We start from the raw sequence: 25,127 nt of genomic DNA on the forward strand, positions 1-25,127 counted from the left end.
TGGACTGGTTTAATTCTAGGCGGTTTGGGTTTCAAGGGTCTGGTTCCGATAGTGCATCGGGGTCAGGCCCTTGAGTCGTTGTTGGATGCGTTCGTGGTTGTACCAGTAGATGTAGTCATCGAGTGCGTGGTAGAAGTCATCGAGGCTGGTAAATGTTTCACCGTGGTACATCTCTGTCTTGAGGTGCCCGAAGAAGTTTTCCATTACCGCGTTGTCGTAGCAGTTGCCTTTCCTTGACATTGACTGCACACCACCAATGCTGTCGATGAGGTTGCGCCAGCTGGAATGCTGGTACTGGAATCCTTGATCAGTGTGCACCAGTAAACCTTTTCCTGGTGATTGTTGTGCGATGGCATCACGCAAAGACTGTGACGTCAATGCGGTATTCGGTGAGGTAGACACGCTATACGACACGATCGAGTGATCGTATAGGTCCATGATCGGCGAAAGATAGACCTTGGTGCCAGCGACCCGAAACTCCGTGACATCACTTACCCACACCGTATTTGGTGTATCCGGTGTGAAGCATCGATCCAGCACGTTCTTGGCGATGTGGCTGACAGTGCCTTTGTACGAGTTGTACTTCTTTTTCACCCTGACCTTGGACTTCAGTCCTAACTCGTCCATGAGTTTATAAACTAGCTTGTGGTTAACCGCCCACCCTTGCCGTTGGAGTTGAGCATGCACCCGCCGGTAACCATAACGACGGTTCATCCGCTGAAAGATGTCACGGATTGCCTGCTTAAGCTGGGCATGCTTATCAGCTGCAGTGAGGCGTTGTTGGTGATAGTAAAACGTCGACCGGGCAAGACCTGCCGCAGCAAGCAGATCCTCCAGCCGGTGGTCTGACTTGAGGATGACGATAGCCTCGACCTTTAACCTCGTCGCTGGTTCCTCAAGTCCCGCAATTTTTTTAGGTATGCGTTTTCTGCCCGCAATTTCTCTACCTCGCGGCGCAGCCGATCCTCCTCGGTCACTGTCTTCGTAGGTGAACTGCCCTTGGGTCGTCCTTTTGGCTTCGGTCGCAACGCCTCATCTCCACCTGCACGCCAGGCACGCACCCAACTCGAGACAAGCTGGTCGGAGGACAACCCGAACTCGCGGGCAAGATCCATCTTCGACTCACCAGCAATGAAGCGATCGACGACTTCCTTCTTCACCTCGAAGGAAAACTGCTGCTTGGTTGGTTTTTCCACAAGACACAGCTTGCCATGAAGCTTGAACCGGCGTTCAAGCTTTCGCACCGGATCACGAGCGACACCAAGCCGGCGTGCCGCTGCTTTATAACCCAAGCCTTGTTCAAACAAGTCAACGAGCTGCTCTCGCTGCAGCTTGCTCAGAGAACTTCGTGCCCTCAAAGAAATACTCCCCACTAGTTAGAAACTGATTTCTCAGTCCAACTAATGGGGAGCAGTTCATTTTTCGCGGTGGCTATTTTGTCTTTTCCAGGTGCGGACACAGTGGCAGCACAGACACACCCGCCCGCCCAACACGTAACCAGGCTACCTACGACGACTAGGATGGCAGGGGTGACATTCAAGTTCGCCAACACCCGAGTTCCAGTGGCCAACCAACGGCAGCGCACCCCACGTCCGGGGCGTGCCGTAGGTCCGACCAAAAAAAACCGGAAAATGCGCTTTGGCGTGCTTGAATTGGGCGTGGCGCTCTTTGTCATGCTGCTGTTTCTACTGACCATCGCAATCCCGCTGCGCAACTACTTCGAACAGCGCAACGAAATCAAGCGAGTGTCGGCGGCGATCGTCCAGAAACAACAGCGTAAAGAAGACCTCCTCGGCGAACTGGAAAAGTACCGTAATGAGGCTTATGTGCAAGAACAAGCCCGCAACCGGCTTGGTGTCATCGCGCCGGGCGAAGTCGCTTTCCGCGTTCTTGACCCACAAATGCAAAAAGAAGATTCAGTAACCACGCGTGAAGCAGCAAATGGAGAGACGCAACAGCCGTGGTTTGATACTTTGTGGGGCGCAATTTCGACTCCGGAACAGGAAGTATTAACGGGAGAAACCCCGGCACCTGCACCCGAAATGCATATGCCGATCAAGCCAACTGCGCCCGTCGAAAAGCCAGCGGAGCAAGCCCCCGAGGTGCCTGCTAACAATCCGCCAGCAGCTCCCGGCCAGTAGTGGTGTGTAAGAATAGTCTGCATGACTGTTTCTCAAGCTGATCTTGCCGCGGTAGCGGAGCAACTTGGTCGAGAGCCGCGCGGCGTCGTAGAGATTTCCTACTACGCCCCAGACGGCACCCCTGGAGTGGTGAAGACCCATCCTCGACTGGATGACGGCACCCCTTTCCCAACCCTGTACTACTTGACAGATCCGCGCCTGACCTCCGAGGCTTCGAGGCTAGAGGTCGCCCACGTGATGAAGTGGATGCAAGCTCGACTGCAAGATTCGGCCGAGCTCCAGGCGGATTATCAGGCGGCCCACGAGCACTTCCTGGCCGAACGCAACAAAATGGAAGATCTGGGAACTGATTTTTCCGGCGGGGGCATGCCTGATCGCGTTAAATGCCTTCACGTTCTGATCGCATACGCCCTGGCAGAGGGGCCAGAACGGGTCCGCTTTGGCACCGAGGCTGTCGCTTTGGCCGCCGAGCACGCGGGTCTGCGCGGAACCGCGATTCCACAAGATTGGCCGACCTTGGCCGACTTAGGCATCGACATCAACCAGTTTGACTTCACGCACGCCGAGGTGAAGGGCGAGCCGAAGGGCGAGGTCGACTAGCATGGGGCGATTTGCTGCCGTGGACTGCGGGACGAACTCGATCCGCCTGCTCATCAGTGATAATTCCTCTGGAGAATTCGTGGATGTGGTGCGTGAAATGCGCATCATTCGCCTGGGCGAGGGTGTCGATGCCACCGGGGAAATCTCGGCCGCTGCGCTCGAGCGGGCCCGTGAGGCGCTGCAAGACTACGTCACCACCATGAAACAACACGGCGTCGAGGCCGTGCGAATGGTGGCAACGTCAGCGACCCGCGATGCCCGAAACCGGGCAGACTTCATAAGCATGACCGCCCAACTTCTCGGCGAGATCCAGCCAGGAGCACAAGCGGAGGAGATCACCGGCGAGGAAGAAGCCAAGCTTTCATTCCTCGGCGCAATCGCCGACCTACCAAGCGACCTTTCCCCGGTATGCGTCATTGATTTGGGAGGTGGCTCGACGGAATTCATCGTTGGGACACGCGCCGGAGAAGTGCTAGCCGCCAAATCGGTGCAGATGGGTTGTGTGCGGCTCACCGAGCGGTTCATGCAGTCGGACCCGCCCGTAAACGAAGAGATCGCTACCGCCCGCGCTTACGTCGACGACCGACTCGCTGAAGTCGTTGAAAGTGTGCCGCTTGCCGACGCCCAAGCTTTCGTCGGTGTCGCCGGAACCTTCACTACACTGTCAGCTCTTGCCCAGGGGCTCGAAGAATACGACCCCGCCTACATACACGGCTCTGAGCTGCGTTTCGACGCCTCCCGGATCCTCACCCAAAGCCTCATCGGCGAAACAGCCGCGCTCCGGGCTGCCCATCCTGTCATCCACCCCGGCCGAGCCGACGTCATCTCCGGGGGCGCAGTCGTGGTCGAGGAAATCATGTCATTAATTAGTCAAGAGACCGGGCTTTCCCAGATGATCATCTCGGAAAAAGATATCCTTGATGGCATCGTAATGGGCTTGGCTAGCTAAGGATAGCTGCAGGTTTCCACTTTCCCCGGGGTGGTTTTCCCGCCTAAGGGTGGTGTGCACTAAAGTATTTTCCAGGTTCAGGTACGCCAGCTGCGATTTGCTGTCGACGTGCCGTACGCCGAGGATTGGGCAGGTAACTGCCCTCAGCGCGCTGGCAGGTGACTGCCGGTTGCACAAGCCCCTATAGCCCAATTGGCAGAGGCAGTGGACTTAAAATCCATTCAGTGTCGGTTCGAGTCCGACTGGGGGCACAACTAAAAAGCCAGGTCAGAATGTGTTTCTGGCTTGGTTTTGTCGTTCGCGACGGAGTTTTGGGGTTAAGTAAGAAAAGTGTGTCCAGTTGACTTCTCGCCGGCCGTGCGGACTTGCTGCACAAGTGCTATGTCGTCACTTCGGCGTAGTCCGACTACGTAGAGGACCGTTTTTGTGGGTGAATAGAGTGCCACGGCGTAGTCCGACGACTCCGAAGGGACGACATAGAACGGTCTACAGCTCCCAGATAACAAAAATGCTGATTCTAGGCCTACTACATTGCGGAATTCGCGAATCAGAGCAACACTCTTTTATTTAACCCGGGTCTTAACGGAGGTTTCCTTATGAATCACGCTGAGGTATCCGATCCTGCTTAGCCGCTTGACTCTTGCTCGTCATTCCCGTCTATGAGCAATCCACAAGCACTTCGCACTTCAAAGAGTTGCGTCAGCAACTCTATTGAGCCGTCAATTTCGTGGCACCTGCGGTTCCATCAAAACTGAGAACACGAAGAGCTTTTCTTAAAAAACTTCTGGCATTGTGCACCGAATCGGGAACTTTCATTCACTACCCTTCGTTGTACTCAGTGTGATGCCCGAGAGAAGTGGGATCACCGAAGTTGACTTTTAAGTGAAAGGACCCGAGCGACGTGCGAAGCAGCAATCCTGTCTTTAGTTCGCTGACCAAGACCAAGAGCGCTGTGAACCATGGCTTTCCGCAGGCTGGTTACAACCCTTACGGTCAGTATGTAGACCCACGTACCCCGCAGATGTCTCGAGAGCGGGCGATGACCGTAGACGACATCATCTCCAAAACCGGAATTACCGTTGGCGTTATCATTGCATTTGCGGTGGCCAACTTTGCACTTGCTTTGGTGAGCCCCGGGCTGACAATGTTGCTGACGATGGTCGGCATGATCGGTGGATTCATCACCGTGCTGATCAGCTCGTTTTCTAAGTCTTACGGTTCCCCAATCGTGACCATTGCTTACGCCATTTTCGAAGGACTCTTCGTTGGTGGTATCTCCCTGGTATTGTCCGGCTGGATGGTCGGTGGGACTGACGCTGGTGTGCTGATTGGCCAGGCAGTTGTTGCTACGCTGGGTGTTTTCGTAGGCATGCTGTGGGTCTACAAAGCTGGGGTAATCCGAGTAACACCAAAGTTCACTCGCTTCCTGATGGGCGCCCTGATCGGCGTTGTCGTGCTTTCGCTGGCAAACCTCGTTGGTGCCATGTTCTTCGGATTCAACCCACTGCGTGGCGACGGCCCGATGGCAATCATCTTCTCCCTCGTCTGCATCGTGTTGGCAGCACTGAGCTTCCTGCAGGACTTCGACGCTGCTGACCGCCTGGTACGCTCCGGTGCTCCAGCGAAGATGGCTTGGGGTGTGGCACTAGGGTTGGCTGTCACCTTGGTATGGCTCTACACCGAGATCCTGCGCCTCCTGAGCATCTTGCGCAATAACTAGCAGTACTCACACTGCAAGAACAATGGCCCGCCGCGAAATTTCGCGGCGGGCCATTCGCTGGTCAAACAAAGAAAAGTGTGTCCGGCCGATGTATCGCCGGCCGTGCGGACTTGCTGCACAAGTGCTATGTCGTCACTTCGGCGTAGTCCGACTACGTAGCGCAGCGTTTTCTTGATGAATAAAGGCCCACAGCGGTAGTCCGACTACACCGAAGGGACGACATAGAGCGGTCTAAAGCACCCAGACAACAGTAGATGTTGGTTTGAGGCCCACAACGTTGCGGAAATTACGAATCAGAAACACTAAGTTTTTCTACTTAACTCCCATCCGCATCAACCGGGCGCGGCGGATATTAGCGGCAGCAAAAGCGCAGCAGCTCCCACCGCAGCTAGCGGGGCTACAAAACCTAAGGCTGCATCGGCTGTTCATCCAAAGTTATTCGGGTGAACACCAGCCCAGGAGGAGCCAGGAAAGGGTCCGAAAGGGCCACTGCGTGGTTGGGGGTGCGCGATTCCTGGCCGGGCTCGTCCACGCTCACGAGGGTGCCCCTGCCGCGAGCGCCATCTTCAGACCAGTGCGACCATTCGATGTCCACGAGTTCCAAAGAATCGTCGGAGCACTTGAGGGAAATGACCGTGGGTTTCTGGAGTGGTGCCCCAATGCAATCGATATACCCAGGCACGGCGACAGACTGAGTGGTGACTGTTTCTGTAGCCACTGGCGTCATCTCGCTGCTGGCTAGGGGAGTTGGTTCCTGCGCCGTGCTGCAGGCAGAAACAGCGAAGCCTGCGCCGATGAGGGCGCAGGCCGTCGATAAGCGGTGGAGCATTACTTGTTGGCCGCTGCTTCCTTTTCTGCGCGAAGGCGGGCGAACTTGGCGGAGTCATAAGGCTCGGCGGAGACAATCGTTACCTTGATGGTGGCGCCGTTTGGTGCCTGGTATTCGACGGTGTCGCCTTCGCGAGCGCCCACCACTGCAGCGCCCAGTGGGGCCTGCTCGGAGTAGGTCTCCAGATCTGGGTTCTCGGAGGCTGCAGCGCGCGTACCGATCAAGAACGTTTCCTTTTCGTTCTTGTCGCCGTTGTAGTACACGTGCACCACGGAGCCGACGTTTGCTACGCCATCTTCGACACCTGCGCGCTCGGTGGTGGAGTTAGCCAGGATCTCGGAGATCTGCTTGATGCGGGCCTCTTCTTGATCCTGCATTTCGCGGGCTGCGTCGTAGCCAGCGTTTTCTTTCAGGTCGCCTTCTTCGCGACGCTCGTTAATTTCAGCGGCCACAACCGGGCGGTGTGCAATCAGCGCATTGAGCTCTTCTTCGAGCTTGGCTTTGGTCTCTGGGGTGATGTATTGCTTCTGCAGCTCAGCCATGTGTTCCCTCCCGGGAGAAAAGTTCGCGATCTATAGAAATGAAAACCTAAAAGATTCAGGCTCAGCGGTCGGCCTGAAAACAAAATTAAGGACCATGAGGTGCTGAGCCTGCAAGTCGTTCACATGTTAGCACAGCCAGCACCCGCAGATCCTGGCGCGGTACGGCAAAGGCGCCCCTAGCTTATCGACGCCCCTATGGCTTGAGATAACTTGGCATCTCAGTAGCGCAGCCGTAGACCTTCGCTGCTACTGGAAGATCCCGGGTGGGGATATCAACCTTGAATCGCTGCACCTTGTTGCCGCCGGGTTCGATGACAAACTCTCGGCGCCCGATTTCAGCTTTGTCGTAATTCATTGCGGTCACGATGCAATAGGAGGCCACGTCGACATCGTCTCGGTTGACATCTACTTCTACATTTAGGGTCCGGTCATCTACGCGGACAAAGTTGGCGGTCGTGGCGCTGACCGTGATCGAGGTGACCTTTTGGTAGTACTGATAGACCACTACACCAGCGGCAATGAGGAAAATGATGGCCCCGATTGCCACGATTGGCCCGGTGACTCCACGGCGCTGCGGCGCTTCGTACTGGGCGCGCGGGCGGGTGGTACGGCGAGAATCTGGGGTGCTCATCTGCGGATTTCAGTCCTTGGTTGGTGGCTACAACTCGTATCGATACCTTATCCTAGCTAACGCCTTTGCGGCCAAGACGGCTACGATAACAACTGATACCGCTGGGTATTTGTCAACAAGACTGTTTAGGACAGAAGGATTCCCATGAACGATGCGAGTGGCCTCCGTTTGATAGCCATTCATGCTCACCCTGACGACGAAGCTAGCAAGGGTGCCGCCACCATGGCACGCTACGTCGCTGAAGGTGCGGATGTCATGGTTGTGACCTGCACCGGGGGTGAACGTGGGAGCATCCTCAATCCGGCGATGGATAAGCCCGGGGTGTTGGAGAACATTCGGGCGGTTCGTCGCGAGGAAATGGCAAATTCGATGCGGGCGCTTGGAACCCAGCACCGCTGGCTCGATTACGAAGATTCCGGCTTGCCGGAAGGTGATCCACTGCCACCGCTTCCGGAAGGGAGCTTCGCTCTGGCTGACACTGACCTGGTGGTGCGGGACCTGGTAGCAATCATGCGTGAGTTCCGGCCACACGTCATCATCACGTATGACGAAAACGGGGGATACCCGCACCCAGACCACCTGAAAGTACATGAGGTTTCCATGCGCGCCTGGGAAGTATGTGGAGATCCTTCGTATGCGCCCGAGCTTGGAGAGGCATGGGAGCCTAAGAAGCTGTATTACACGCACGGCTTTATCCGTCAACGGTTGCAGATGTTCCACGACGTAGCCATCGCCGAAGGCAAGCCCAGCCCGTACACCGAGATTCTGTCCCGGTGGCGTTCCCTGCAAGGCGACCTGATGTTGCGGGTGACCACCCAAGTTTACTGTGCGGACTTCTTTGAGCAACGTGACCAGGCTTTGCTTGCTCACGCTACCCAGATCGACCCAGCAGGCACTTTTTTTGCTACTCCGGTGGACGTGCAGCGTAAACTGTGGCCGACGGAGGAATTCGAGTTGGCGGCCACCCGGGTATCTACTTCACTTCCCGAAGACGATCTCTTTGCGGGGCTTCGTGACCAGCCAACACAACCATTGGAGCAGTAATGGATATCTTGTACTTGGCGCAACAACAAACGACGCCACTTGGGCCGGAGTTCGGTAAAGCGTCACCCATTGGCCTGCTGATCATCGTCGCATTGGCGTTCATCGTGATCTACCTCGGCTGGGCATTTGCACGTCGCCAGAAGCGGTTGGCGCGTCGACAAGCATTCGCAGAGGCTCGTGGCCTCAACGTCTTCGACGAAAAGCTTATCGACGAAGCAATGGCCGCCGAAGGTCTCCTCGGCAAAGATAAAAAGCACTTGATTTAGTTCCACAGCGGACGAAAATCTGCTAACCTAGCGAACATGTTCTTTTGGCGATTTTATTTTGGCAAGGCTTGCGGCGCGCCCACGCTGCATCGTCTGCTGATGCAACATTAACGCCTTAAGACGTACCGCAAGCCTTAAACAAGCAGTCCTGCTTTTTCACTTTACGCAGAAAGTGAAAATGCTCAGGGGCTGCTTTTTTGTTTGCAATTTTTTCTTTTTGTCCCAAGGTCTAAGGAGTGTTGAGTTTCAATGAGTGCACCGGTTTCGTTGCAGGATGCGGCGTCGACAAGCAATAGGCGAGTGATAGCGTTCCACGATTTACCCAGTCCCGCAGAGTTGTTGGCACAGCTGCCGCTGAGCGTGCAGCAGGCCGCGAAGGTGGAGCGGGATCGCCAAGAAATTGCGGACATTTTTGCGGGTGAGGACGACCGCCTCGTCGTAGTAGTTGGCCCGTGTTCGATCCACGATCCCAACGCTGCCCTCGAATACGCACACCGCTTGGCGCCCCTGGCCCAGCTGCTTTCCGACGACCTCAAGATCGTCATGCGGGTGTACTTCGAGAAACCGCGAACTACGATCGGATGGAAAGGGCTCATCAACGACCCGCATCTGGACGGCACCTACGACATCGCCTACGGGCTGCGGCTAGCTCGACAAGTGGTTGTTGACGTGCTCAATACTGGGTTGCCAGTTGGTTGCGAGTTCCTCGAACCGAACAGTCCCCAGTACTACGCTGATGCGGTGGCATGGGGAGCAATTGGGGCCCGCACCACGGAATCACAAGTACACCGACAATTGGCATCCGGGATGTCCATGCCGATCGGATTCAAAAACGGAACTGACGGCAACGTTCAAGTCGCCGTCGATGCAGTGCAAGCCGCCAGCCACCAGCACTTCTTCTTTGGCACCTCAGATGAAGGACACCCCGCAGTGGTAGAAACCGCAGGTAACGACAACTGTCACATCATTCTGCGCGGGGGCACCAGCGGACCCAACTACTCGCCGGAACACATCGCTGCTGCCGAGGAGTCCATGTCTGCCGGCCAGCTACGGGAGCGTCGCCTCATGATCGATGCCTCCCACGCCAACTCCAACAAAGACGATGAGCGACAACTCCTCGTCCTTCGCGAGATTGCCCAGCATATCGCCGATCCGGACGCTGCGACTGCGCATTCGATCGCCGGAGTGATGATCGAATCATTCCTCGTCGCAGGGGCCCAAAAGCTCGACCCGGCGAAACTCCGCAAGAACGGCGGCGAGGGACTAGCTTACGGGCAATCTGTGACCGACAGATGCATCGATATCGCTAGTACCGTGGATGTACTCGAAGAACTCGCCCAGGCCGTTCGCACTCGACGGGCTGGAAAGCGCGACTTGGCACAGCCTTCAGGTGACGACCAGTAACGAGGACCGATGCCGGGACTAACTGGTAGTAGTTGGCGGGTTTGGTGGTGGATGCGTGGGTGCTTGGTCGGTCTGGAGGTCTCGGCGGCTTCACAAGTACTGCATAGAGGGTTTGCAGCCCTCCCGGTCCTCCCGGTCCTCCCGACACCTGCCGCCCCAGCCGGCCCAACCGACACCAGCCGTCCCAGCTCAACCGAGCAAGCGGACGAAGACCAAAGTGCGTGCACTAGCGAGAAAACGGTAGACTATCCGGTGTGAAGCTGCTGTCTAATTTGTTGTATCCGCTGTATGAGTCCCGACTTGCGCGTGAAGTTCGTGGGCTCAAACAGCCTAAGCACATTGCGGTGATGTGCGACGGCAATCGACGGTGGGCTCGGGAGGCAGGTTTCACCGATGTTAGCCATGGCCATAGGGTAGGGGCTAAGAAGATTGGCGAGATGGTGCATTGGTGCAAAGACACCGATGTGTCATTGATCACGGTGTACTTGCTTTCTACTGAGAACCTTGGTCGCGAATCCTCTGAACTGCAGTTACTCTTTGATATCATTGTCGATGTCGTTGCCGAATTAGCTGCCCCTGAGTTGGGGTGCAAGGTGCGCTTGGTGGGGCATCTGGATCTGTTGCCATGCGATGTTGCTGAGCGCTTGCGTACAGCTGCTTCGGGCACGGAAGACAATGACGGCATTACTGTCAACGTTGCCGTTGGCTATGGTGGCCGACAAGAAATTGTTGATGCGGTGCAAAAACTCGTCGCTGAATATGTCGAAGCGGGAGTTCCTGCCGAGGAGCTGGCGCAAAAGGTGAACGCTGAAGGCATTTCTAAGCACCTGTACACTTCGGGGCAACCGGATCCGGATTTGGTCATTCGTACCTCGGGTGAACAGCGACTTTCTGGCTTCCTGCTGTGGCAGGCTGCATATTCCGAAATTTGGTTTACTGACACTTACTGGCCGGCGTTTCGTCGCATTGATTTGCTCCGGGCGCTGCGCGAATATTCCTCGCGAAGCCGTCGGTTTGGCAAGTAGCAGACGATCTAAGGAGCATGGTCATGTCCGTAGTTGTCGCTTTCCATTCGTTCTATGGTTCGAGCAAAGAGTATGCGGAGGAATTCGCACGTCGACATAACGTATCGGCGCACCCTTTAGATGACGCCCCTGAGGCCCTCATTGCCGATCCGCAGAGCCCGTTGGTAATTTTCGCCGCGAACCACGCCGGGATGAACGCCGGGGCGAAATTCTTCAGCGAACACCTAACCGAGCTGGACGGACGTCGATTAGCGCTGGCCACGGTGGGCATGACTTTGCTTGACGACGTCCGTGCCAGCGATCCCATGGCCCGAACTTTGGGCGATGCCAAAGACGCTGTCCAGCGTTTCTACCTGCCTGGACGGATGAACTATTCGGAGCTTTCCAAGGTGCACAAGGCTACAATGTGGACGATGCACCAGATGCTCAAAGCGAAGAAGACTCGCACCGCCAATGAACAAGCCATGTTCGATGACTACGACCGAGACGTATCCCGCATGGACTTCGCTGAGCTCGATGCCATCGATCAGTGGCTGGCAGACGGCGCTTAGATCTTTCGCATCCGCACGTTTTCTACCTCGTGGTTGGAGCCCTTGAATAGCTGTAGGGATGCCCGCACTCGCGTCGGCAGGATGTTCTCGACGAGGTTCGGCAGGTTCACTGATTGCCAGATTTCCCTGGCTTCTCGACGCGCCGTTTCATCACCCAGGTCGGCATAGTGCGAAAAGTGCGCGCCGGGCTTGGAAAACGCTGTCTTCCGGAGTTCGAGGAAGCGCTCGATGTACCACCGTTCAATATCGCTCGTTCGAGCGTGGACATAGATTGAAAAGTCAAAGAGGTCGCTGACCATGAGCGTCGGCCCAGTTTGGAGAACGTTCAGTCCTTCAAGGATGAGGATGTCCGGACGGTCAACCGTGATGAACTCGCCAGGAACCCGGTCATACAAGGTGTGGGAATACACCGGAGCTTTTACGGCAGGCTTCCCAGATTTCACGTCCGTGACAAAACGCATCAGCGCTCGCTGGTCGTAGCTCTCCGGGTAGCCTTTGCGGTTCATGATTCTCCGCCGATTGAGTTCCTCCGCCGGCCACAGGAAACCATCAGTGGTAACCAAGTCCACCCGCGGGTGGGTGTCCCAGCGCTGGAGGAGCACTTGGAGGAGTCGGGCGGTGGTAGATTTGCCCACAGCGACCGAGCCGGCGATTCCGATAATGAACGGGACGTTTTCGGAGCGGGACTCTAGGAAGGTGTCGGTGGCGTCGATAAGCCCTTGCCTGGCCTGCACCTGCAGATGAATGAGGCGGGAAAGGGGCAGGTAAACTTCGGCAACTTCCTGCAGGTCGACGTTCTCGCCGAGACCCCGCAGCGCAACAACTTCGCTCGCGGTGAGCACCTGCGGCATGTTTTTTCGCAGGTCGCGCCACTGCGGGCGGTCAATTTGCAGATAGGGGCTGATGTCGTGCGGCCGAGGCATGACAACCATTGTGCCCTCATGCATGACCAGAGTGCAGCGTTACCCCGGCTTTTCCCGCAAAGGTGGGGGATAAAACGGGTTTTTTGCCCAGATTAGGAGGTTCTAGCGACTGCCGTTGCGGAAGGTCGCTAAACTGGTGCTATCCGCTCCGCGCCATACCGGCGTGGATTTCTGCCGAAAAGAAGGGTTGACGGCGCCTGCCATGACTTCTGCCTCCTCAAACGACGTAATGAATCAACCGCTGGACCAGCTCGATCCGGACGTAGCTGCCGCCATTAAGGCTGAACTTGGTCGCCAGCGTGGCACCTTGGAAATGATTGCCTCGGAAAACTTCGTGCCTCGCGCGGTGCTGCAGGCACAGGGTTCGGTACTGACCAACAAGTATGCTGAGGGCTACCCAGGCCGTCGCTACTACGGTGGCTGCGAGCATGTCGACGTGGTGGAAGACCTCGCCCGCGATCGTGCTAAGGCAGTCTTTGGCGCCGAGTTCGCCAACGTCCAGCCACACGCAGGCGCGCAAGCCAACGCCGCGGTGCTGATGGCCCTTGCAAACCCTGGTGACAAGATCATGGGCCTGTCCCTGGCTCACGGTGGTCACCTCACCCACGGCATGAAGTTGAACTTCTCGGGCAAGCTTTACGACGTCGTCGCTTACGGAGTCGATGAGCAGACCATGCGCATCGACATGGACCAAGTTCGCGAGCAGGCGCTGAAGGAAAAGCCACAGGTTATCATCGGTGGCTGGTCTGCATATCCTCGTCATCTGGACTTCGAGGCTTTCCGCTCCATCGCTGACGAAGTAGGAGCAAAGCTGTGGGTAGACATGGCTCACTTCGCTGGCCTCGTTGCTGCTGGTCTGCACCCTTCTCCGGTACCACACGCCGATGTTGTGTCCACCACTGTGCACAAGACGCTGGGTGGCCCACGTTCCGGCATGATCTTGGCTAAGCAGGAATACGCGAAGGCCCTGAATTCTGCTGTATTCCCAGGTCAGCAGGGGGGCCCATTGATGCACGCTGTTGCTGCAAAGGCAGTGGCGATGAAGATCGCCGGTTCAGATATCTTCAAGGACCGCCAGCAGCGCACCATCGACGGTGCCCAGATTCTGGCCGAGCGCCTTTCCGCAGCTGATTGCCAGCAGGCAGGCGTCTCGGTGCTCACCGGTGGTACTGATGTCCACCTGGTGCTGGTTGATCTACGCAACTCTCAAATGGATGGCCAGCAGGGCGAGGATCTCCTTCACGAGATCGGCATCACCGTCAACCGAAACGCTGTGCCTAATGACCCACGCCCACCAATGGTCACCTCCGGCCTGCGTATCGGTACCCCAGCTTTGGCTACTCGCGGCCTGGACGAAGCTGCGTTCACTGAGATCGCAGACATCATCGGCACCGCGCTCGCCGCAGGTAGCTCTGCTGATGTCGCGGCGCTGCGCGCTCGGGTAGAGAAGATCGCCGCCGACTTCCCACTGTACGAAGGCCTCGAAGACTGGAAGCTGCTCTAGCCTTCGGGTTTCCCGCATAAGAATTGGGCCTCCGGTGGGTTTTTCCGTCGGAGGCCATTTGACGTTCTCAGCGGCTAGGTATGCTCCGCGAAGACTACTCGTCGCTTGCTTCAGCGCCTTCAGATTCAGCACCTTCCAAGCGCTGGTTGGCGAGGTCGGTGCGTGCCTTGCGGAGCCATTCTGGTTGGTCCGCGAGTAACTCTTTGATCTCCTTCGTGGTCAGCGGGCGGTCAATGTCATTACGCTTGAGGGCCGCGATGGTGATACCCAGGCGTCGGGCCACCTCGGGGCGCGGGTGCGGACCTTCTCGGCGAAGTTGTGCGAGCCATTCTGGGGGATTGTCTTGCAGGGCCACGAACTCGTCATGGGTGAGAGCGGTGCGCTGAAACTCCTCAGGCGTTGCTGGTAGGTACAGGCCGAGTTTTTTAGCGGCCGTTGCTGGTTTCATTGCGGTTGCGGATGGCGCTCGCAGCATGTTGTCTTCATTCACAGTGTTCACGGTAGCATCTAGCCCATGACTACTGCACAGCCGTTGACCATCGCATTCGTCAAGGGGACTGCCCCGAGCAAGTGGTTCGACCGCTTTAATGAGCGCACCGATTACCCACCGTTGCAGGCGCGCGAGTCCGACGACCCCTGTGCATTGCTTATCGACGGCACGGTGACAGCTGCGCTGATCCGCCTGCCGGAGGCTCGTCTCACTGACGATTTCCATCAGGTTGTGCTGTATGAAGAACAGCCGGGCATTGCCGTTCCTAAGGAGTCCGAGCTGACGCTGTTAGACAGCATTTCTCGGGCGGATATTGCTGGCGAGATCATTAACTATGAGCCTGCTGGCGCAGTCGACGTTAAGGCAGTGCGAGAGGCCATTGGTGTGGTGGCGGCTAATGTGGGCGTCGTTATAGCGCCCCGACCCTTGTTGCGGAGTGTTTCGTCGAAGCAAACTGAGCATCGTGATTTTTCTGACGGCGTTTCCACGACGATCGCCTTGGTCTGGCGTAAAGCCGATGATTCCGACATGATGCAGGATTTTGTGGGGATCACTAAGGGGAGAACGGCGCAATCCAGCAGGCAGCAAGCGCAGCCGAAGAAGAAAGCGAGCGAAAAAGCCAAGGCCAAGGTGCAGGCGCGCAAGCTTGTGGCGTCGAAAGGCAAGGGGAGTAAGGGACGCAAGGGGCGTCGTTAAGCCGGAGTGACAACCGTTCACCAAGGGTTCATCTCACAACCATGTAAGTTCAACCTGAGGCCGTTAGCCTGTGGGTGTCGAAGGCAGAGGGGAAGCTGCCCGGCCACTGCCTACCGGTAGCTGGTACCGGCGAAAGCCGGAAGGCGGTGCAACATGACGGCAAAGTCACCGTTCCTGCTGGGTACCCAGCAGGAGGTGAAGGGAGCCCAAGACCATGCGGGAAAACGTCGCAGCAACCACCATCGATCTAGCTCGAGATGGACACCAGCCAACCCCAACACGCACCTACGTTATTGATACGTCTGTGCTGCTCAGCGATCCGTGGGCGTTGCGGAAATTCGCAGAGCACCAAGTGGTGGTGCCCCTGGTGGTGATCAGTGAACTTGAGGGAAAGCGGTATCACCCGGAGCTCGGGTGGTTTGCTCGCCAGGCGCTGCGTTACTTGGAGGATTTGCGTCAAACCTACGGTCGTCTCGATCAACCAATCCCAGTCAACACCGACGGCGGGACAATTCAGATCGAGCTCAACCACACTGACCTGTCGATCCTTCCGGTAGCTTTCCGCGATGCGGAAAGCGATCACCGGATCCTTGCTTGCGCCCTGAATTTTCAGCGCGAAGGCCGCGAAGCGGTGCTCGTCACCAAGGACGTGCCATTGCGTGTGAAAGCAGGCTCGGTGGGCCTGCCAGCCGATGAATACCATGCGCAAGATGTCGTGCTCACCGGTTACACGGGCATGGACGTCCTGGATATCGATTCCACCACCATCGACGAGTTGTATCGCGATGGCGAAGTTGATCTCGAAGGCGAAATTACCCGCCGGGGTGTCGACGTGGCAGACCTGCCTATTCACTGCGGACTCACCCTGGTGTCGCCCTCCCAATCGGCGCTGGCGCGGGTCACCACACAGGGGCAAGTACGACTGGTGCGTGGCGACGCCTCCGCCTTCGGTGTCCATGGCCGCTCCGCCGAGCAGCGTATAGCCCTGGACCTACTCCTGGACCCAGAGGTAGGCATCGTGTCCGTCGGTGGCCGAGCTGGAACAGGTAAATCGGCGCTCGCGTTGTGCGCCGGCCTCGAGGCAGTGTTGGAACGCGGTGAGCACAAGCGAATTCTGGTTTTCCGTCCGCTATATGCAGTAGGCGGTCAGGATCTCGGTTACCTGCCGGGGTCGGAATCCGAAAAGATGAATCCGTGGGCGCAGGCAGTGTTCGACACGCTCGAAGGCCTGGTCAGCGACAACGTGATGGAAGAAATCCTTGCCCGCGACCTCATCGAAGTCCTGCCGCTCACACACATTCGTGGTCGCTCCCTCCACGACTCGTTCGTCATCGTCGACGAAGCCCAATCCTTGGAGCGCAACGTTTTGCTCACCGTGCTTTCCCGGCTCGGCAAGGACTCGCGGGTGGTGCTCACTCACGACGTGGCGCAGCGCGACAACCTGCGGGTTGGGCGTCACGACGGCGTGCAGGCAGTGATCGAGAAGCTGAAAGGTAACGAGCTATTCGCACACATTACCCTCCAGCGATCCGAGCGTTCACGTATCGCTGAGCTGGTAACCGACCTGCTAGAGAGCAGCTAGAGCCGGCGCGACCCCACTCAGGGTTGTCCCTGACCCCAAGGGGGTAGGGACAACCCTACTTTTGTCTCTACAAGTTGTTTGTCTGTTTTGGCGCGACCTACCTTGGAACTATCAATACCGAATTTCGAGAAAACTAATGGGAGCGCACATGGCAGGGTTGAAAATGACACGCCGCACCGCGGCGGTGTCCGCAGGCGTGGTCGCAGCACTCGTCGTCGCAGGTGGTGGTGCTTATGCCGCATTGAGCCCGAAGAATTCACACCCGGTCATCCAAACCGCGGATACCGCAGTGGTTGCGGTACGCGACGTGGAGGAAAAGATTCAGACCACCGGGCAGGTGAACCCAAAGAAGAAGACGGCCGTCACGGCGTCGATTAGCAGCCCGGTAACAGCCCTAAAGGTGGCGGTTGGTGACCGCGTGAACCCCGACCAAATCCTTGCGGAGCTCGATACTACCGCGCTCCAGCGCAGCATCGAGCTGGAAGCCGCTACCAAGGCGAGTGCGCAAGCAACTAGCTCCGGACAGGTGGCAACAGCACGTCAGCAGTATCAGCATTCGCAGCAAATGTACTCCCAGGGGCTCTCGCCGGAAATCAATAATGCTGTCGCAGCGCAAGCACAGGCCGAGGCTGCCGTCGCGGCTGCCGAGCGTGACTTCGCAAACAAGCAAAACAAGCGTGCTGAGGCAACCACCCCAACGCTGGTAGAACAGCAGCATGCCGTCACAGCCGCCCGCGATGAGCAGCGTGATGCGGCAGTCGCGCTCGCACGCGCGAACGCAGCCGCCCTGTATTCCGTGGTGATGGCAGAGGCTGCCACCCCTGACCATCCGCTCGATATCAATTCAGCGGAGGAACGCCTCGCGCGCGCCGACCGCGGCCTCGCCGACACGCAACAAAGCTACCAACGCGCGCTTGGCGATGTCGATGCGGAACTCGCAGAGTCGCAAATCAAGGTTGCCGAAGCGCATCGACAAGCATCTGAGGCAGCACTCGCCGTCGAAAGTGCACGGCTAAGTACCCTCCACGACCTGGACACGCAGCGGGTCGCGATGGAGGAGGCTGAAAACACCGCCAACGCAGCCGGATTGACTAACGACGTCACTGCTCGCCACGCTCAGCAGGATCTCGGCAAGGCACAAGTTCGTAGCCCGCATGGCGGCGTGGTCACCGAGTTGGCAGCAGTGGAAGGTGCGCCGAGCGAAGGTCCGTTGATGACCGTGGCCGATGATTCGCAGTTGATCGTTCGCGCGCTGGTGAAGGAAGCCGATGTGGCTCGCATTAAGGCTGGTGATTCCGTACGCTTTAGCACTCCGGCGACGAAAGACAAGAAGTTCACCGGGACCGTGGTCAAGGTTTCCCCAGCTGCTGCCGGCGCTTCAGGATTCACCGGAGCCGGGGCAGCGGCGGCAGGAGCGGGAAGCGGCACTCCGGCCGGCACCTCCGATGGGAACCAAAAAGTGGAATTCCCGGTCGAAATTGCTGTAACCGGGGACCGTGACGGCCTGATGCTTGGTTCGACGGCGAAGGCCGACATCGTGGTCAAACAGCAATCTCACGCGTTGGTGGTGCCTCGGGAAGCGGTTGTCGATTCCGGATCAGGCTACGAAGTAACCGTGCTGGAACCCGACGGCGAAAATTTCCGCGTCACAAAACTTCCCGTCACCGTGGTGGCACAGACAGATTTCGATGCAGCGGTCGCTGCCACGGAACTTGAGGAAGGCACCCGAGTGCTCACTGATCCTCGCAAATACGAAGATAAGGTGGGCCAGGTAGTGAGCATGCAGGATGCCGGCAAATGAGCGAACTCATTGAACTCCGCGGCATCACCAAGACCTTCAATCCCGGCCAACCTAGCCAACTGACCGTGTTGAAGGGCGTGGACCTAAGCATTAGTGACGGCCAGTTCCTATCAATCGTGGGTGCATCCGGCTCCGGGAAGTCGACCCTCATGAACATTATCGGGCTACTCGATCGCCCCACCACTGGAACCTACTATCTGGAAGGCACCGATGTGCTGAGCAGCACGGATAACGAACTAGCGGCGTTTCGAAGCACCCAGATCGGTTTCGTGTTCCAGAACTTCAATCTGATTTCCCGCATCGATGCCCTACGTAACGTCGAATTGCCGATGATGTATGCCCGAGTGGATCCCAAAACCCGGCGTGAATATGCTTCCCACCTGCTGGAACTGGTTGGGATGGGGGAGCGACAGCATCATCTGCCAAATGAGTTGTCGGGCGGGCAAAAGCAGCGTGTGGCGATCGCTCGGGCGCTGGCTAACCGTCCGAGCCTCATTCTTGCTGATGAGCCCACTGGCGCTCTGGATACTGCCACCGGACGGATGATCATGGATCTCTTCCTCACGCTGAATGAAGAACACCGCACCACGATCGCGTTGATTACCCACAATCCGGAGCTTGCCGAAGAAACCCAGCGGGTGGTCACGATGCGGGATGGGGAAATCACGGAGGTGCCGGCATGCGCTTGAGTGAGTCCATTTCCTTGGCGCTGAGCAGCCTGCGGACGGGTAAGCTCCGCTCGATGCTCACGTTGCTGGGCATCATCATCGGCATCGCCAGCGTGATCACGATCATGACATTGGGCACTGCGCTCAAAGCACAAACTTTTGGGTCGTTGGACAGCCTCGGAATTAACGATCTTGGAGTCCAGGTGCAAAGCCGCAAAGAAGCGGAGGATTCTCAATCCGAGTACCTCTACAATCCGCAGCCTATCGACGATGTCGATGCACTCATCAACGATCGCCATGTCCAAGCCTTAAAGCAGCAGTTTCCGCATGAAATCACCGGAATTAGCGCGACAGGCCGGGGCAGCGGGAGTGGTGATGCTGAGGTGGTGGGTGCTGCGCAGCGGACACTGGCGGACAAAGTAGCTAAGACTTCCGTGTCCCCGGTCAACGCGGATTTCATGACGGGTGCCGGTTTCGAGATCGCACACGGTCGTGCACTCAATGCCCAAGACATTGCCGAGGAGCGACACGTCGCGGTGCTCAGCCCGAAAACCTTTGCCGATCTTTTTGACAGTGATTCGCAGCGAGCTCTGGGTTCGGAAATCCGCTTCACGTCAGACACAGGTTCGCTATCTTTGCTGGTGGTGGGCATTTCGGAGGATCCCAAGGGCGGTTTGTTGATCGGGGATATCTCAGAGCCCAAAATCTTTGTCCCGTACCCGCTGCAGATGGCGTTTAGCTCGGAATACAGTGGAGTGCAGCGTGCCGACGCCTACGATGCACTCAACATTCGGGTCGCCGCTGGGGTGGACAAGGACCGATTCAAGAGCGAGCTGCAGCGCTATTTCGATCGCTTCTACGCAGAGAATGACAAATATCTGGTCAAGGTTTCCGACAACAAGAGCGAATTGAAGTCCCTGCAGAATGTTCTCGACACGATCAGCGTGGTGGTGGCCGCCATCGGCGGGATCTCGCTGATGGTGGGTGGCATAGGGGTTATGAACGTCATGCTGATTACTGTGACGGAACGGACCCGAGAGATCGGCATCCGTAAGGCGTTGGGAGCGCGCAGTCGGGATATCAAGACTCAGTTTGTGGTCGAAGCCATGATCGTTTGTTTGGTAGGTGGCATCATCGGAGTGATCTTGGGTGGGGCAGTGGGGATGCTTGGCTCCCAACTAATGGGGACGTTTGTCTTCCCGCCGGTCGGTGTAGTCCTCGTGTCCTTGCTGTTCGCGATGGGAATCGGGCTGTTTTTCGGTTACTATCCAGCAGCGAAGGCCGCGAAGCTTAACCCGATTGAAGCACTGCGCTACGAATAACAACAACTAAGGCCCGGCGCCCGGTAGCTAGCGAAAAGCTGTCCGGGGCCGGGCCTTATCGTTCGAAGACGTCGCGAGCCGAAACTAGGGTTAAGAAAAGTGTGTCTCCGATTCGTGATTTCCGCAGCGTTGTGGGCCTAAAATCGGTTTTATTGTTCGCTGGGAGCCGTAGCCCGCTCGATGTCGTCCCTTCGGTGTAGTCGGACTACCGCTGTGGGATTTTATTCATTAAAAAAACGCTGCTCTACGTAGTCGGACTACGCCGAAGCGACGACATAGCACTTGTGCAGCACACCAGCACGGCCGACGACACGCCGACCGGACACACTTTTCTTTACTTAACCCAGAAACTAAGAGCTCTGATCGACCTCGGTTAGGGTCGGAGGTACCGAATCCGTAGTGGTTGTACGCAATGGCTCGTGCTTGATGAAGAACAACATTACGAATGCCAGCACAACCAGTGGCATCACGTATAGGAACACTGGCGTGAGGGCGTCGTTATAGGCGCCGATGAACACATCCTTGATCGGTGCAGGCATCTGTTGAATGAGATGCGGGGTGACCGATTCAGAATCCAGCTGCATCGCACCAGCTGCCTCGGGTGGCATTTGGGCCATCGCTGCTGGTAGTCGTTCGGCCATGAGGTCTTCCAGGTTGCCAACAAAGAGTCCACCGACCAAGGCGGCACCCAGGGAAGAACCAATCTGGCGGAAGTAGTTGTTCACAGCTGTAGCGGAACCGACGACAGCTAGTGGCAGGGTGTTTTGCACAATGAGCACCAGCACCTGCATCGCTAGACCCAGCCCGGAGCCCAGAATGAACAGGTAAATGCCGATCTCCCACATCGTCTTTTCTGGGGTCAGGGTGTGGAACAGCACTAGCGAACCAAGAGTAACGACCATGCCGACGATCGGGTACATCTTGTATGTGCCCACTGCGGAAATCCGCTGGCCAGACCAGATCGAAAAGCCCATCATGCCGACCATCATCGGGATCATCATGTAGCCTGCTTCGGTGGCGTTAATTCCATGAACCATCTGCAGGTACGTCGGGAGGTAGCCCAGAACACCGAACATGGTAATGCCGAGAACGAGACCGACGGCCGTCGTTAAGGCAAAGTTGCGGTTGGCGAAGAACTGCATCGGGATCAGTGGGTCCTTGGCGCGCAGTTCGACGACAACCAGGAGCGCACCACCGATCACTGCGGTAGCGATCAAACCGAGGATTGTGGGCGAGGTCCACTCGTAACGCGAGCCACCCCAGGTGGTGAACAATACCAGGGCGGTCGTTGCCACAATCGCAAAAATAGTGCCCAGGTAATCCCAGGTGAATGGGACTTTCTTCTTCGGGATGCGCAGTGTCCATAGGGTGATGCCGATGGCGATGAGACCGAGTGGGATGTTGATCCAGAAGGCCCAGCGCCAACCCGGTCCTTCAGTGAACCAGCCACCGAGAAGCGGGCCGAGAACTGCGGAAAGCCCGAAGACGCCGCCCATGACACCCATGTATCGTCCACGTTCGCGGGCGGGGATGACATCGGCAATGATGGCTTGGGAAAGGATCATCAAGCCACCGCCGCCGATGCCCTGAACGGCACGCCCCAGGATCAAAAGCGCCATGGAATGTGCCAGTCCGCCAAGGACCGATCCAATCAGGAAGATCACAAGTGCCCCGACCATCAGGCCTTTGCGGCCAAGTAGGTCGCCCATTTTGCCGTAGATAGGCAACATGATGGTCTCCGCTAGCAGGTAGCCAGTGATCACCCACATCATGTGGTTAACGCCACCTAGGTCGCCCACGATGGTGGGCAGGGCGGTGGAGAAGATCATCTGGTCAAGTGATGCCAACAACATGGACACCATCAGGGCAGTCATGACCCACTTCGCGGTGCGACGTTCCTCGGCCGTCATAGTAGACGGAATCTTTTCCCGTTTCTTCCGCTTTGCTTTAGTGGGCGAGGAATCGGCTGCACTGGCCGTCTCGATGGAATGACTCACGAAATTGTTTCTTTCAGTTCGGTTTCGGTGACAAATACCAGGACGGCTGCAGAAAGCACAGCTAGTGGCATCAGAATCAGGAAAATGGGGGTGAGGGCGTCGTTGTAGCTGATCTGGATCGCCGAACGTAGCACCTCTGGCAATTGGGAAACTAATCCAGGGGTGAGACGATGGCTACCGCTACCGCTGCTGAAATTTTCCGCAAAAGGTGCGGCCGCTGGTCCCATTTGTTGCAACGCCGCCGGGATGGAATCGGCCAAGGAAGAGGTTAGCCGAGAAGTAAACAATCCGCCGACCAACGCAGCTCCCAAGGAACCACCGATTTGTCGGAAGAAGTTATTGGCGCCGGTAGCGGTGCCAACTTGGGTGATCGGGAAGGAATTCTGCACGATCAGGGTAAGGATCTGCATGGCCGAACCCAGCCCGACGCCGAAGACGAAGAAATCAAGTCCGACGCGGTAGAGGGAGTCATGGGCGTCGAGAAGAGAAAGCAGCACCATGCCCACTGCAGTGATGAGCAGCCCGGCGATCGGGTAGCGCTTGTACTTACCGGTGCGGGAGACCAAGTTCCCCGTGAGGATGGAGGTGCCCATGAGGCCGACCATCATCGGAATCATCATCAACCCAGCGTTGGTTGGCGTGAGGGAGTGCACCATCTGGAGGTAAGTAGGCAGATAGCCCAATGCCCCGAACATAAACACGCCGATAGCCAGCGACGCGATAGTAGTAAGCACGAAATTCCGGTTTCGGAAGTAGCTCATCGGGACCAGTGGGTTCTTGGCGCGCAACTCTACGATGACGAATACCGCGCCCAAAATGATGGTGCCGGCGATCAGGCCCAAGATCGTAGGAGAGGTCCAGGCGTATTCGTTGCCACCCCAAGTGACCAGCAAGATCAGGCAGGTGGTGGCGGAAGCCATGAAGGTAGCGCCAAGGTAGTCGAAAGTGCCTTGGCGTGGGCGCTTAGGCAGCTTGAGGAAGATGGCGATGCCAATCAACGTCAAGAGACCGAGCGGGACGTTGAGCCAGAGGCCCCAGCGCCAACCTGGGCCGTCGGTAAACCAGCCACCCAGCACGGGGCCGAGCACGGAGGACACACCAAAGACCGAGCCCATGATGCCCATGTATTTGCCTCGTTCTCGGGCAGAGACCACTTCCGCGGTGATGGACTGCGACAAAATCATCATGCCGCCACCAGCAACACCTTGCATCGCGCGGGCGAAGATAAGCACTGCCATTGAATTGGCCAGGCCACCGACAAGTGAGCCGGCCATGAACAGGGCAACGACGCCCATGAACAGGTATTTGCGGCCGAGTTGGTCACCCAGCTTGCCGAAGATCGGCAAGGAGATGGTTTGCCCCAGCAGGAATGCTGTGATTACCCAGGACATATGGTTAACCCCGCCGAGTTCGCCAACGATCGTTGGCAAGGCGGTGGAAAAGATCATTTGCCCCAGCGAACTCATGAGCATGGCAAGCATCAATGTGCCGACGATCAGAGGGATTTTTGGTGCTTCGCCCGTCACCGGGCTGGTTGGGTTGGTGTCAGTCGTTGTGGTCATAGGTCACCGCCCTTCGCGGAATAGTTGTCGGAATAAACTGAGTGCGTTTTCGCTGTGGACTTCTACCGAATTGGCGTCTGGACCTGCACTAATCCAGTACTTGTAACCCATCTGCAGCGACTGGACGGCCACGCTGACAACGAGTTGGGCCTCTTGCTCGATGGGAATTTCAAGTCGACGCTGCTCCGGGTAGCGCGCGAGGTAATCCTCGACTGCGCGGTGGATTTGGGCGTGGCTTGCGGTAAACGTGTGCAGGCGGGCGTAGGCGAGCTCAGGGTGGTCGCGCTTAATGGCTTTGCGACGTTCCACCACCTTGCTCAATCCGGAGCCGGCAGTTGCAGATTCAGGTAGGACGAGAAAGCATAACTGCAGTACAGCGAGGAATAGATCATCGTGAGGGGACTGGAGGAATTCACTGACCGCCTCGTCAGTGAGCTCACGGGGTGGTTGTCCCATCACAGCGGTTTCTTTGCTGTCGACGTAGTTGAAGAACGTTCGCCGAGAGATCTGTGCTGCGGCGCAGATGTCTTCTACGGTTACGGTGTCATAGCCATGCTCTTCGACGAGCGCAGTTGCGCTTTCTTCGATCGCTGCCAGTGTTGCGCGGCGTTTTTGTTCTCGAAGACTTGATGACATAGCTACAAAAGCTAGTCCGTTTTTGCACGGAGTGCAAATTTGCACTGAGTGAAATTATTGCTATGGAAGCGAGGGAGTGAGATAGCGCACACGTGATGAGTAAGGAGGCGTACGTGGGTAGTCGAGTTAGGAAAACTGAAGCCGGCCCCCGAGGAGGACCGGCTAGTTTGCTGGAAGGATTCGAGTATTGGAATCGGTGTGGTCAGTGGTGTCCTGGTTCTTCAACGTTGACCACACCGTATGG

23 protein-coding genes, 1 tRNA gene and 1 pseudogene are annotated in these 25,127 nt (G+C 57.2%); 16 read left to right on the top strand and 9 right to left on the bottom strand.

The features are described from left to right. Positions 1–15: 15 nt before the first annotated feature. Positions 16–1,249, bottom strand: a pseudogene (locus CEPID_RS12865) (IS3 family transposase); the annotation flags it as partial. Between the two features lie 280 nt (positions 1,250–1,529). Here CEPID_RS12865 and CEPID_RS04180 point away from each other — a divergent pair. The 5 genes from CEPID_RS04180 to CEPID_RS04200 all read left to right on the top strand — a co-directional run bounded on the left by CEPID_RS04180 (position 1,530) and on the right by CEPID_RS04200 (position 5,410). Beyond that, positions 1,530–2,141: an FtsB family cell division protein gene (locus CEPID_RS04180; protein WP_052843372.1), complete on the top strand. Its 612-nt coding sequence runs from the start codon at positions 1,530–1,532 to the stop codon at positions 2,139–2,141. 21 nt (positions 2,142–2,162) lie between these two features. Next, positions 2,163–2,741 (top strand): DUF501 domain-containing protein, encoded by a 579-nt coding sequence (locus CEPID_RS04185; RefSeq protein ID WP_047239889.1) that lies wholly within the window; start codon positions 2,163–2,165, stop codon positions 2,739–2,741. A gap of 1 nt (position 2,742) precedes the next feature. Continuing rightward, positions 2,743–3,690, top strand: coding sequence for a Ppx/GppA phosphatase family protein (locus tag CEPID_RS04190; protein WP_047239890.1), 948 nt, complete (start codon positions 2,743–2,745; stop codon positions 3,688–3,690). A gap of 177 nt (positions 3,691–3,867) precedes the next feature. Further along, positions 3,868–3,941: transfer RNA gene (locus tag CEPID_RS04195), tRNA-Leu, on the top strand. A gap of 650 nt (positions 3,942–4,591) precedes the next feature. Next, positions 4,592–5,410 carry a Bax inhibitor-1/YccA family protein gene (locus CEPID_RS04200; RefSeq protein ID WP_047239891.1) on the top strand — a complete coding sequence of 273 codons (819 nt, stop codon included), beginning with the start codon at positions 4,592–4,594 and terminating at the stop codon, positions 5,408–5,410. Positions 5,411–5,816: 406 nt separating this feature from the next. Here the strand turns inward: CEPID_RS04200 and CEPID_RS04205 are convergent, their stop codons facing one another. The 3 genes from CEPID_RS04205 to CEPID_RS04215 form a co-directional block, all read right to left on the bottom strand. Next, positions 5,817–6,239 carry a hypothetical protein gene (locus tag CEPID_RS04205; RefSeq protein ID WP_052843373.1) on the bottom strand — a complete coding sequence of 141 codons (423 nt, stop codon included), beginning with the start codon at positions 6,237–6,239 and terminating at the stop codon, positions 5,817–5,819. After that, on the bottom strand, positions 6,239–6,781 hold the full coding sequence (greA, locus tag CEPID_RS04210) for a transcription elongation factor GreA (RefSeq protein ID WP_047239892.1): 543 nt from the start codon (positions 6,779–6,781) through the stop codon (positions 6,239–6,241). The genes CEPID_RS04205 and greA overlap by 1 nt, the downstream gene beginning before the upstream one ends. 193 nt (positions 6,782–6,974) lie before the next feature. Next, the gene (locus CEPID_RS04215) at positions 6,975–7,412 is read right to left on the bottom strand and encodes a DUF4307 domain-containing protein (protein WP_047239893.1); all 438 of its coding nucleotides are present in this window, start codon (positions 7,410–7,412) and stop codon (positions 6,975–6,977) included. A gap of 144 nt (positions 7,413–7,556) precedes the next feature. Here CEPID_RS04215 and mca point away from each other — a divergent pair, with 144 nt between their 5' ends. The 5 genes from mca (at position 7,557) to CEPID_RS04240 (ending at position 11,702) form a co-directional block, all read left to right on the top strand. After that, positions 7,557–8,456: a mycothiol conjugate amidase Mca gene (gene mca, locus CEPID_RS04220; protein ID WP_047239894.1), complete on the top strand. Its 900-nt coding sequence runs from the start codon at positions 7,557–7,559 to the stop codon at positions 8,454–8,456. Continuing rightward, positions 8,456–8,722: a hypothetical protein gene (locus CEPID_RS04225; RefSeq protein ID WP_047239895.1), complete on the top strand. Its 267-nt coding sequence runs from the start codon at positions 8,456–8,458 to the stop codon at positions 8,720–8,722. Before mca ends, CEPID_RS04225 begins: the two co-directional genes overlap by 1 nt. A 249-nt stretch (positions 8,723–8,971) precedes the next feature. Next, positions 8,972–10,126, top strand: a complete 1,155-nt coding sequence (locus CEPID_RS04230; protein ID WP_047239896.1) for a 3-deoxy-7-phosphoheptulonate synthase — start codon at positions 8,972–8,974, stop codon at positions 10,124–10,126. Between the two features lie 254 nt (positions 10,127–10,380). Beyond that, positions 10,381–11,151 (top strand): isoprenyl transferase, encoded by a 771-nt coding sequence (locus CEPID_RS04235; protein WP_047239897.1) that lies wholly within the window; start codon positions 10,381–10,383, stop codon positions 11,149–11,151. A 23-nt stretch (positions 11,152–11,174) separates the two neighbouring features. Continuing rightward, complete coding sequence (locus CEPID_RS04240; protein WP_047239898.1) at positions 11,175–11,702, top strand: flavodoxin domain-containing protein; 528 nt, start codon at positions 11,175–11,177, stop codon at positions 11,700–11,702. Here CEPID_RS04240 and coaA read toward each other — a convergent pair. After that, positions 11,699–12,625: a type I pantothenate kinase gene (gene coaA, locus CEPID_RS04245; protein ID WP_047241343.1), complete on the bottom strand. Its 927-nt coding sequence runs from the start codon at positions 12,623–12,625 to the stop codon at positions 11,699–11,701. The genes CEPID_RS04240 and coaA overlap by 4 nt on opposite strands. A gap of 202 nt (positions 12,626–12,827) precedes the next feature. On the opposite strand from coaA, the gene glyA reads away from it, so the two are divergent. Continuing rightward, on the top strand, positions 12,828–14,129 hold the full coding sequence (gene glyA / locus CEPID_RS04250) for a serine hydroxymethyltransferase (protein ID WP_047239899.1): 1,302 nt from the start codon (positions 12,828–12,830) through the stop codon (positions 14,127–14,129). A 94-nt stretch (positions 14,130–14,223) separates the two neighbouring features. Here glyA and CEPID_RS04255 read toward each other — a convergent pair whose 3' ends face one another. Then, entirely contained in the window at positions 14,224–14,577 is a 354-nt protein-coding gene (locus tag CEPID_RS04255; protein WP_144413542.1) for a DUF5997 family protein, read from the bottom strand. Positions 14,578–14,643: 66 nt separating this feature from the next. Here CEPID_RS04255 and CEPID_RS04260 point away from each other — a divergent pair, with 66 nt between their 5' ends. The 5 genes from CEPID_RS04260 to CEPID_RS04280 all read left to right on the top strand — a co-directional run bounded on the left by CEPID_RS04260 (position 14,644) and on the right by CEPID_RS04280 (position 20,688). After that, positions 14,644–15,315 (top strand): type 2 periplasmic-binding domain-containing protein, encoded by a 672-nt coding sequence (locus CEPID_RS04260; RefSeq protein ID WP_047239900.1) that lies wholly within the window; start codon positions 14,644–14,646, stop codon positions 15,313–15,315. Positions 15,316–15,529: 214 nt separating this feature from the next. Next, the gene (locus tag CEPID_RS04265; RefSeq protein WP_083984373.1) at positions 15,530–16,897 is read left to right on the top strand and encodes a PhoH family protein; all 1,368 of its coding nucleotides are present in this window, start codon (positions 15,530–15,532) and stop codon (positions 16,895–16,897) included. 148 nt (positions 16,898–17,045) lie between these two features. Further along, entirely contained in the window at positions 17,046–18,698 is a 1,653-nt protein-coding gene (locus tag CEPID_RS04270) for an efflux RND transporter periplasmic adaptor subunit (RefSeq protein ID WP_047239901.1), read from the top strand. Further along, complete coding sequence (locus CEPID_RS04275) at positions 18,695–19,387, top strand: ABC transporter ATP-binding protein (protein WP_047239902.1); 693 nt, start codon at positions 18,695–18,697, stop codon at positions 19,385–19,387. The genes CEPID_RS04270 and CEPID_RS04275 overlap by 4 nt, the downstream gene beginning before the upstream one ends. Beyond that, positions 19,378–20,688, top strand: coding sequence for an ABC transporter permease (locus tag CEPID_RS04280; RefSeq protein ID WP_047239903.1), 1,311 nt, complete (start codon positions 19,378–19,380; stop codon positions 20,686–20,688). The genes CEPID_RS04275 and CEPID_RS04280 overlap by 10 nt, the downstream gene beginning before the upstream one ends. Positions 20,689–21,038: 350 nt before the next feature. On the opposite strand, the gene CEPID_RS04285 is transcribed toward CEPID_RS04280, so the two are convergent. The 3 genes from CEPID_RS04285 to CEPID_RS04295 form a co-directional block, all read right to left on the bottom strand. Then, positions 21,039–22,598 (bottom strand): MDR family MFS transporter, encoded by a 1,560-nt coding sequence (locus CEPID_RS04285; RefSeq protein WP_083984493.1) that lies wholly within the window; start codon positions 22,596–22,598, stop codon positions 21,039–21,041. An 83-nt stretch (positions 22,599–22,681) separates the two neighbouring features. Continuing rightward, positions 22,682–24,247, bottom strand: coding sequence for an MDR family MFS transporter (locus tag CEPID_RS04290; protein WP_047239905.1), 1,566 nt, complete (start codon positions 24,245–24,247; stop codon positions 22,682–22,684). Between the two features lie 3 nt (positions 24,248–24,250). Then, positions 24,251–24,883, bottom strand: coding sequence for a TetR/AcrR family transcriptional regulator (locus CEPID_RS04295; RefSeq protein WP_047239906.1), 633 nt, complete (start codon positions 24,881–24,883; stop codon positions 24,251–24,253). Positions 24,884–25,127 lie beyond the last annotated feature (244 nt).

It is taken from the genome of Corynebacterium epidermidicanis, assembly GCF_001021025.1.
In the GTDB taxonomy this organism is placed as follows: domain Bacteria; phylum Actinomycetota; class Actinomycetes; order Mycobacteriales; family Mycobacteriaceae; genus Corynebacterium; species Corynebacterium epidermidicanis.

Excerpts from the sequence above, each read along its gene's own strand:
- CEPID_RS04185 (WP_047239889.1), top strand. The coding sequence starts at position 2,163 with ATGACTGTTTCTCAAGCTGATCTTGCCGCGGTAGCGGAGCAACTTGGT.
- CEPID_RS04190 (WP_047239890.1), top strand. The coding sequence starts at position 2,743 with ATGGGGCGATTTGCTGCCGTGGACTGCGGGACGAACTCGATCCGCCTG.
- CEPID_RS04205 (WP_052843373.1), bottom strand. The coding sequence starts at position 6,239 with ATGCTCCACCGCTTATCGACGGCCTGCGCCCTCATCGGCGCAGGCTTC.
- greA (WP_047239892.1), bottom strand. The coding sequence starts at position 6,781 with ATGGCTGAGCTGCAGAAGCAATACATCACCCCAGAGACCAAAGCCAAG.
- CEPID_RS04215 (WP_047239893.1), bottom strand. The coding sequence starts at position 7,412 with ATGAGCACCCCAGATTCTCGCCGTACCACCCGCCCGCGCGCCCAGTAC.
- mca (WP_047239894.1), top strand. The coding sequence starts at position 7,557 with ATGAACGATGCGAGTGGCCTCCGTTTGATAGCCATTCATGCTCACCCT.
- CEPID_RS04225 (WP_047239895.1), top strand. The coding sequence starts at position 8,456 with ATGGATATCTTGTACTTGGCGCAACAACAAACGACGCCACTTGGGCCG.
- CEPID_RS04230 (WP_047239896.1), top strand. The coding sequence starts at position 8,972 with ATGAGTGCACCGGTTTCGTTGCAGGATGCGGCGTCGACAAGCAATAGG.
- CEPID_RS04240 (WP_047239898.1), top strand. The coding sequence starts at position 11,175 with ATGTCCGTAGTTGTCGCTTTCCATTCGTTCTATGGTTCGAGCAAAGAG.
- coaA (WP_047241343.1), bottom strand. The coding sequence starts at position 12,625 with ATGCCTCGGCCGCACGACATCAGCCCCTATCTGCAAATTGACCGCCCG.
- glyA (WP_047239899.1), top strand. The coding sequence starts at position 12,828 with ATGACTTCTGCCTCCTCAAACGACGTAATGAATCAACCGCTGGACCAG.
- CEPID_RS04255 (WP_144413542.1), bottom strand. The coding sequence starts at position 14,577 with ATGAAACCAGCAACGGCCGCTAAAAAACTCGGCCTGTACCTACCAGCA.
- CEPID_RS04260 (WP_047239900.1), top strand. The coding sequence starts at position 14,644 with ATGACTACTGCACAGCCGTTGACCATCGCATTCGTCAAGGGGACTGCC.
- CEPID_RS04265 (WP_083984373.1), top strand. The coding sequence starts at position 15,530 with ATGCGGGAAAACGTCGCAGCAACCACCATCGATCTAGCTCGAGATGGA.
- CEPID_RS04270 (WP_047239901.1), top strand. The coding sequence starts at position 17,046 with ATGGCAGGGTTGAAAATGACACGCCGCACCGCGGCGGTGTCCGCAGGC.
- CEPID_RS04275 (WP_047239902.1), top strand. The coding sequence starts at position 18,695 with ATGAGCGAACTCATTGAACTCCGCGGCATCACCAAGACCTTCAATCCC.
- CEPID_RS04280 (WP_047239903.1), top strand. The coding sequence starts at position 19,378 with ATGCGCTTGAGTGAGTCCATTTCCTTGGCGCTGAGCAGCCTGCGGACG.
- CEPID_RS04285 (WP_083984493.1), bottom strand. The coding sequence starts at position 22,598 with ATGACGGCCGAGGAACGTCGCACCGCGAAGTGGGTCATGACTGCCCTG.
- CEPID_RS04290 (WP_047239905.1), bottom strand. The coding sequence starts at position 24,247 with ATGACCACAACGACTGACACCAACCCAACCAGCCCGGTGACGGGCGAA.
- CEPID_RS04295 (WP_047239906.1), bottom strand. The coding sequence starts at position 24,883 with ATGTCATCAAGTCTTCGAGAACAAAAACGCCGCGCAACACTGGCAGCG.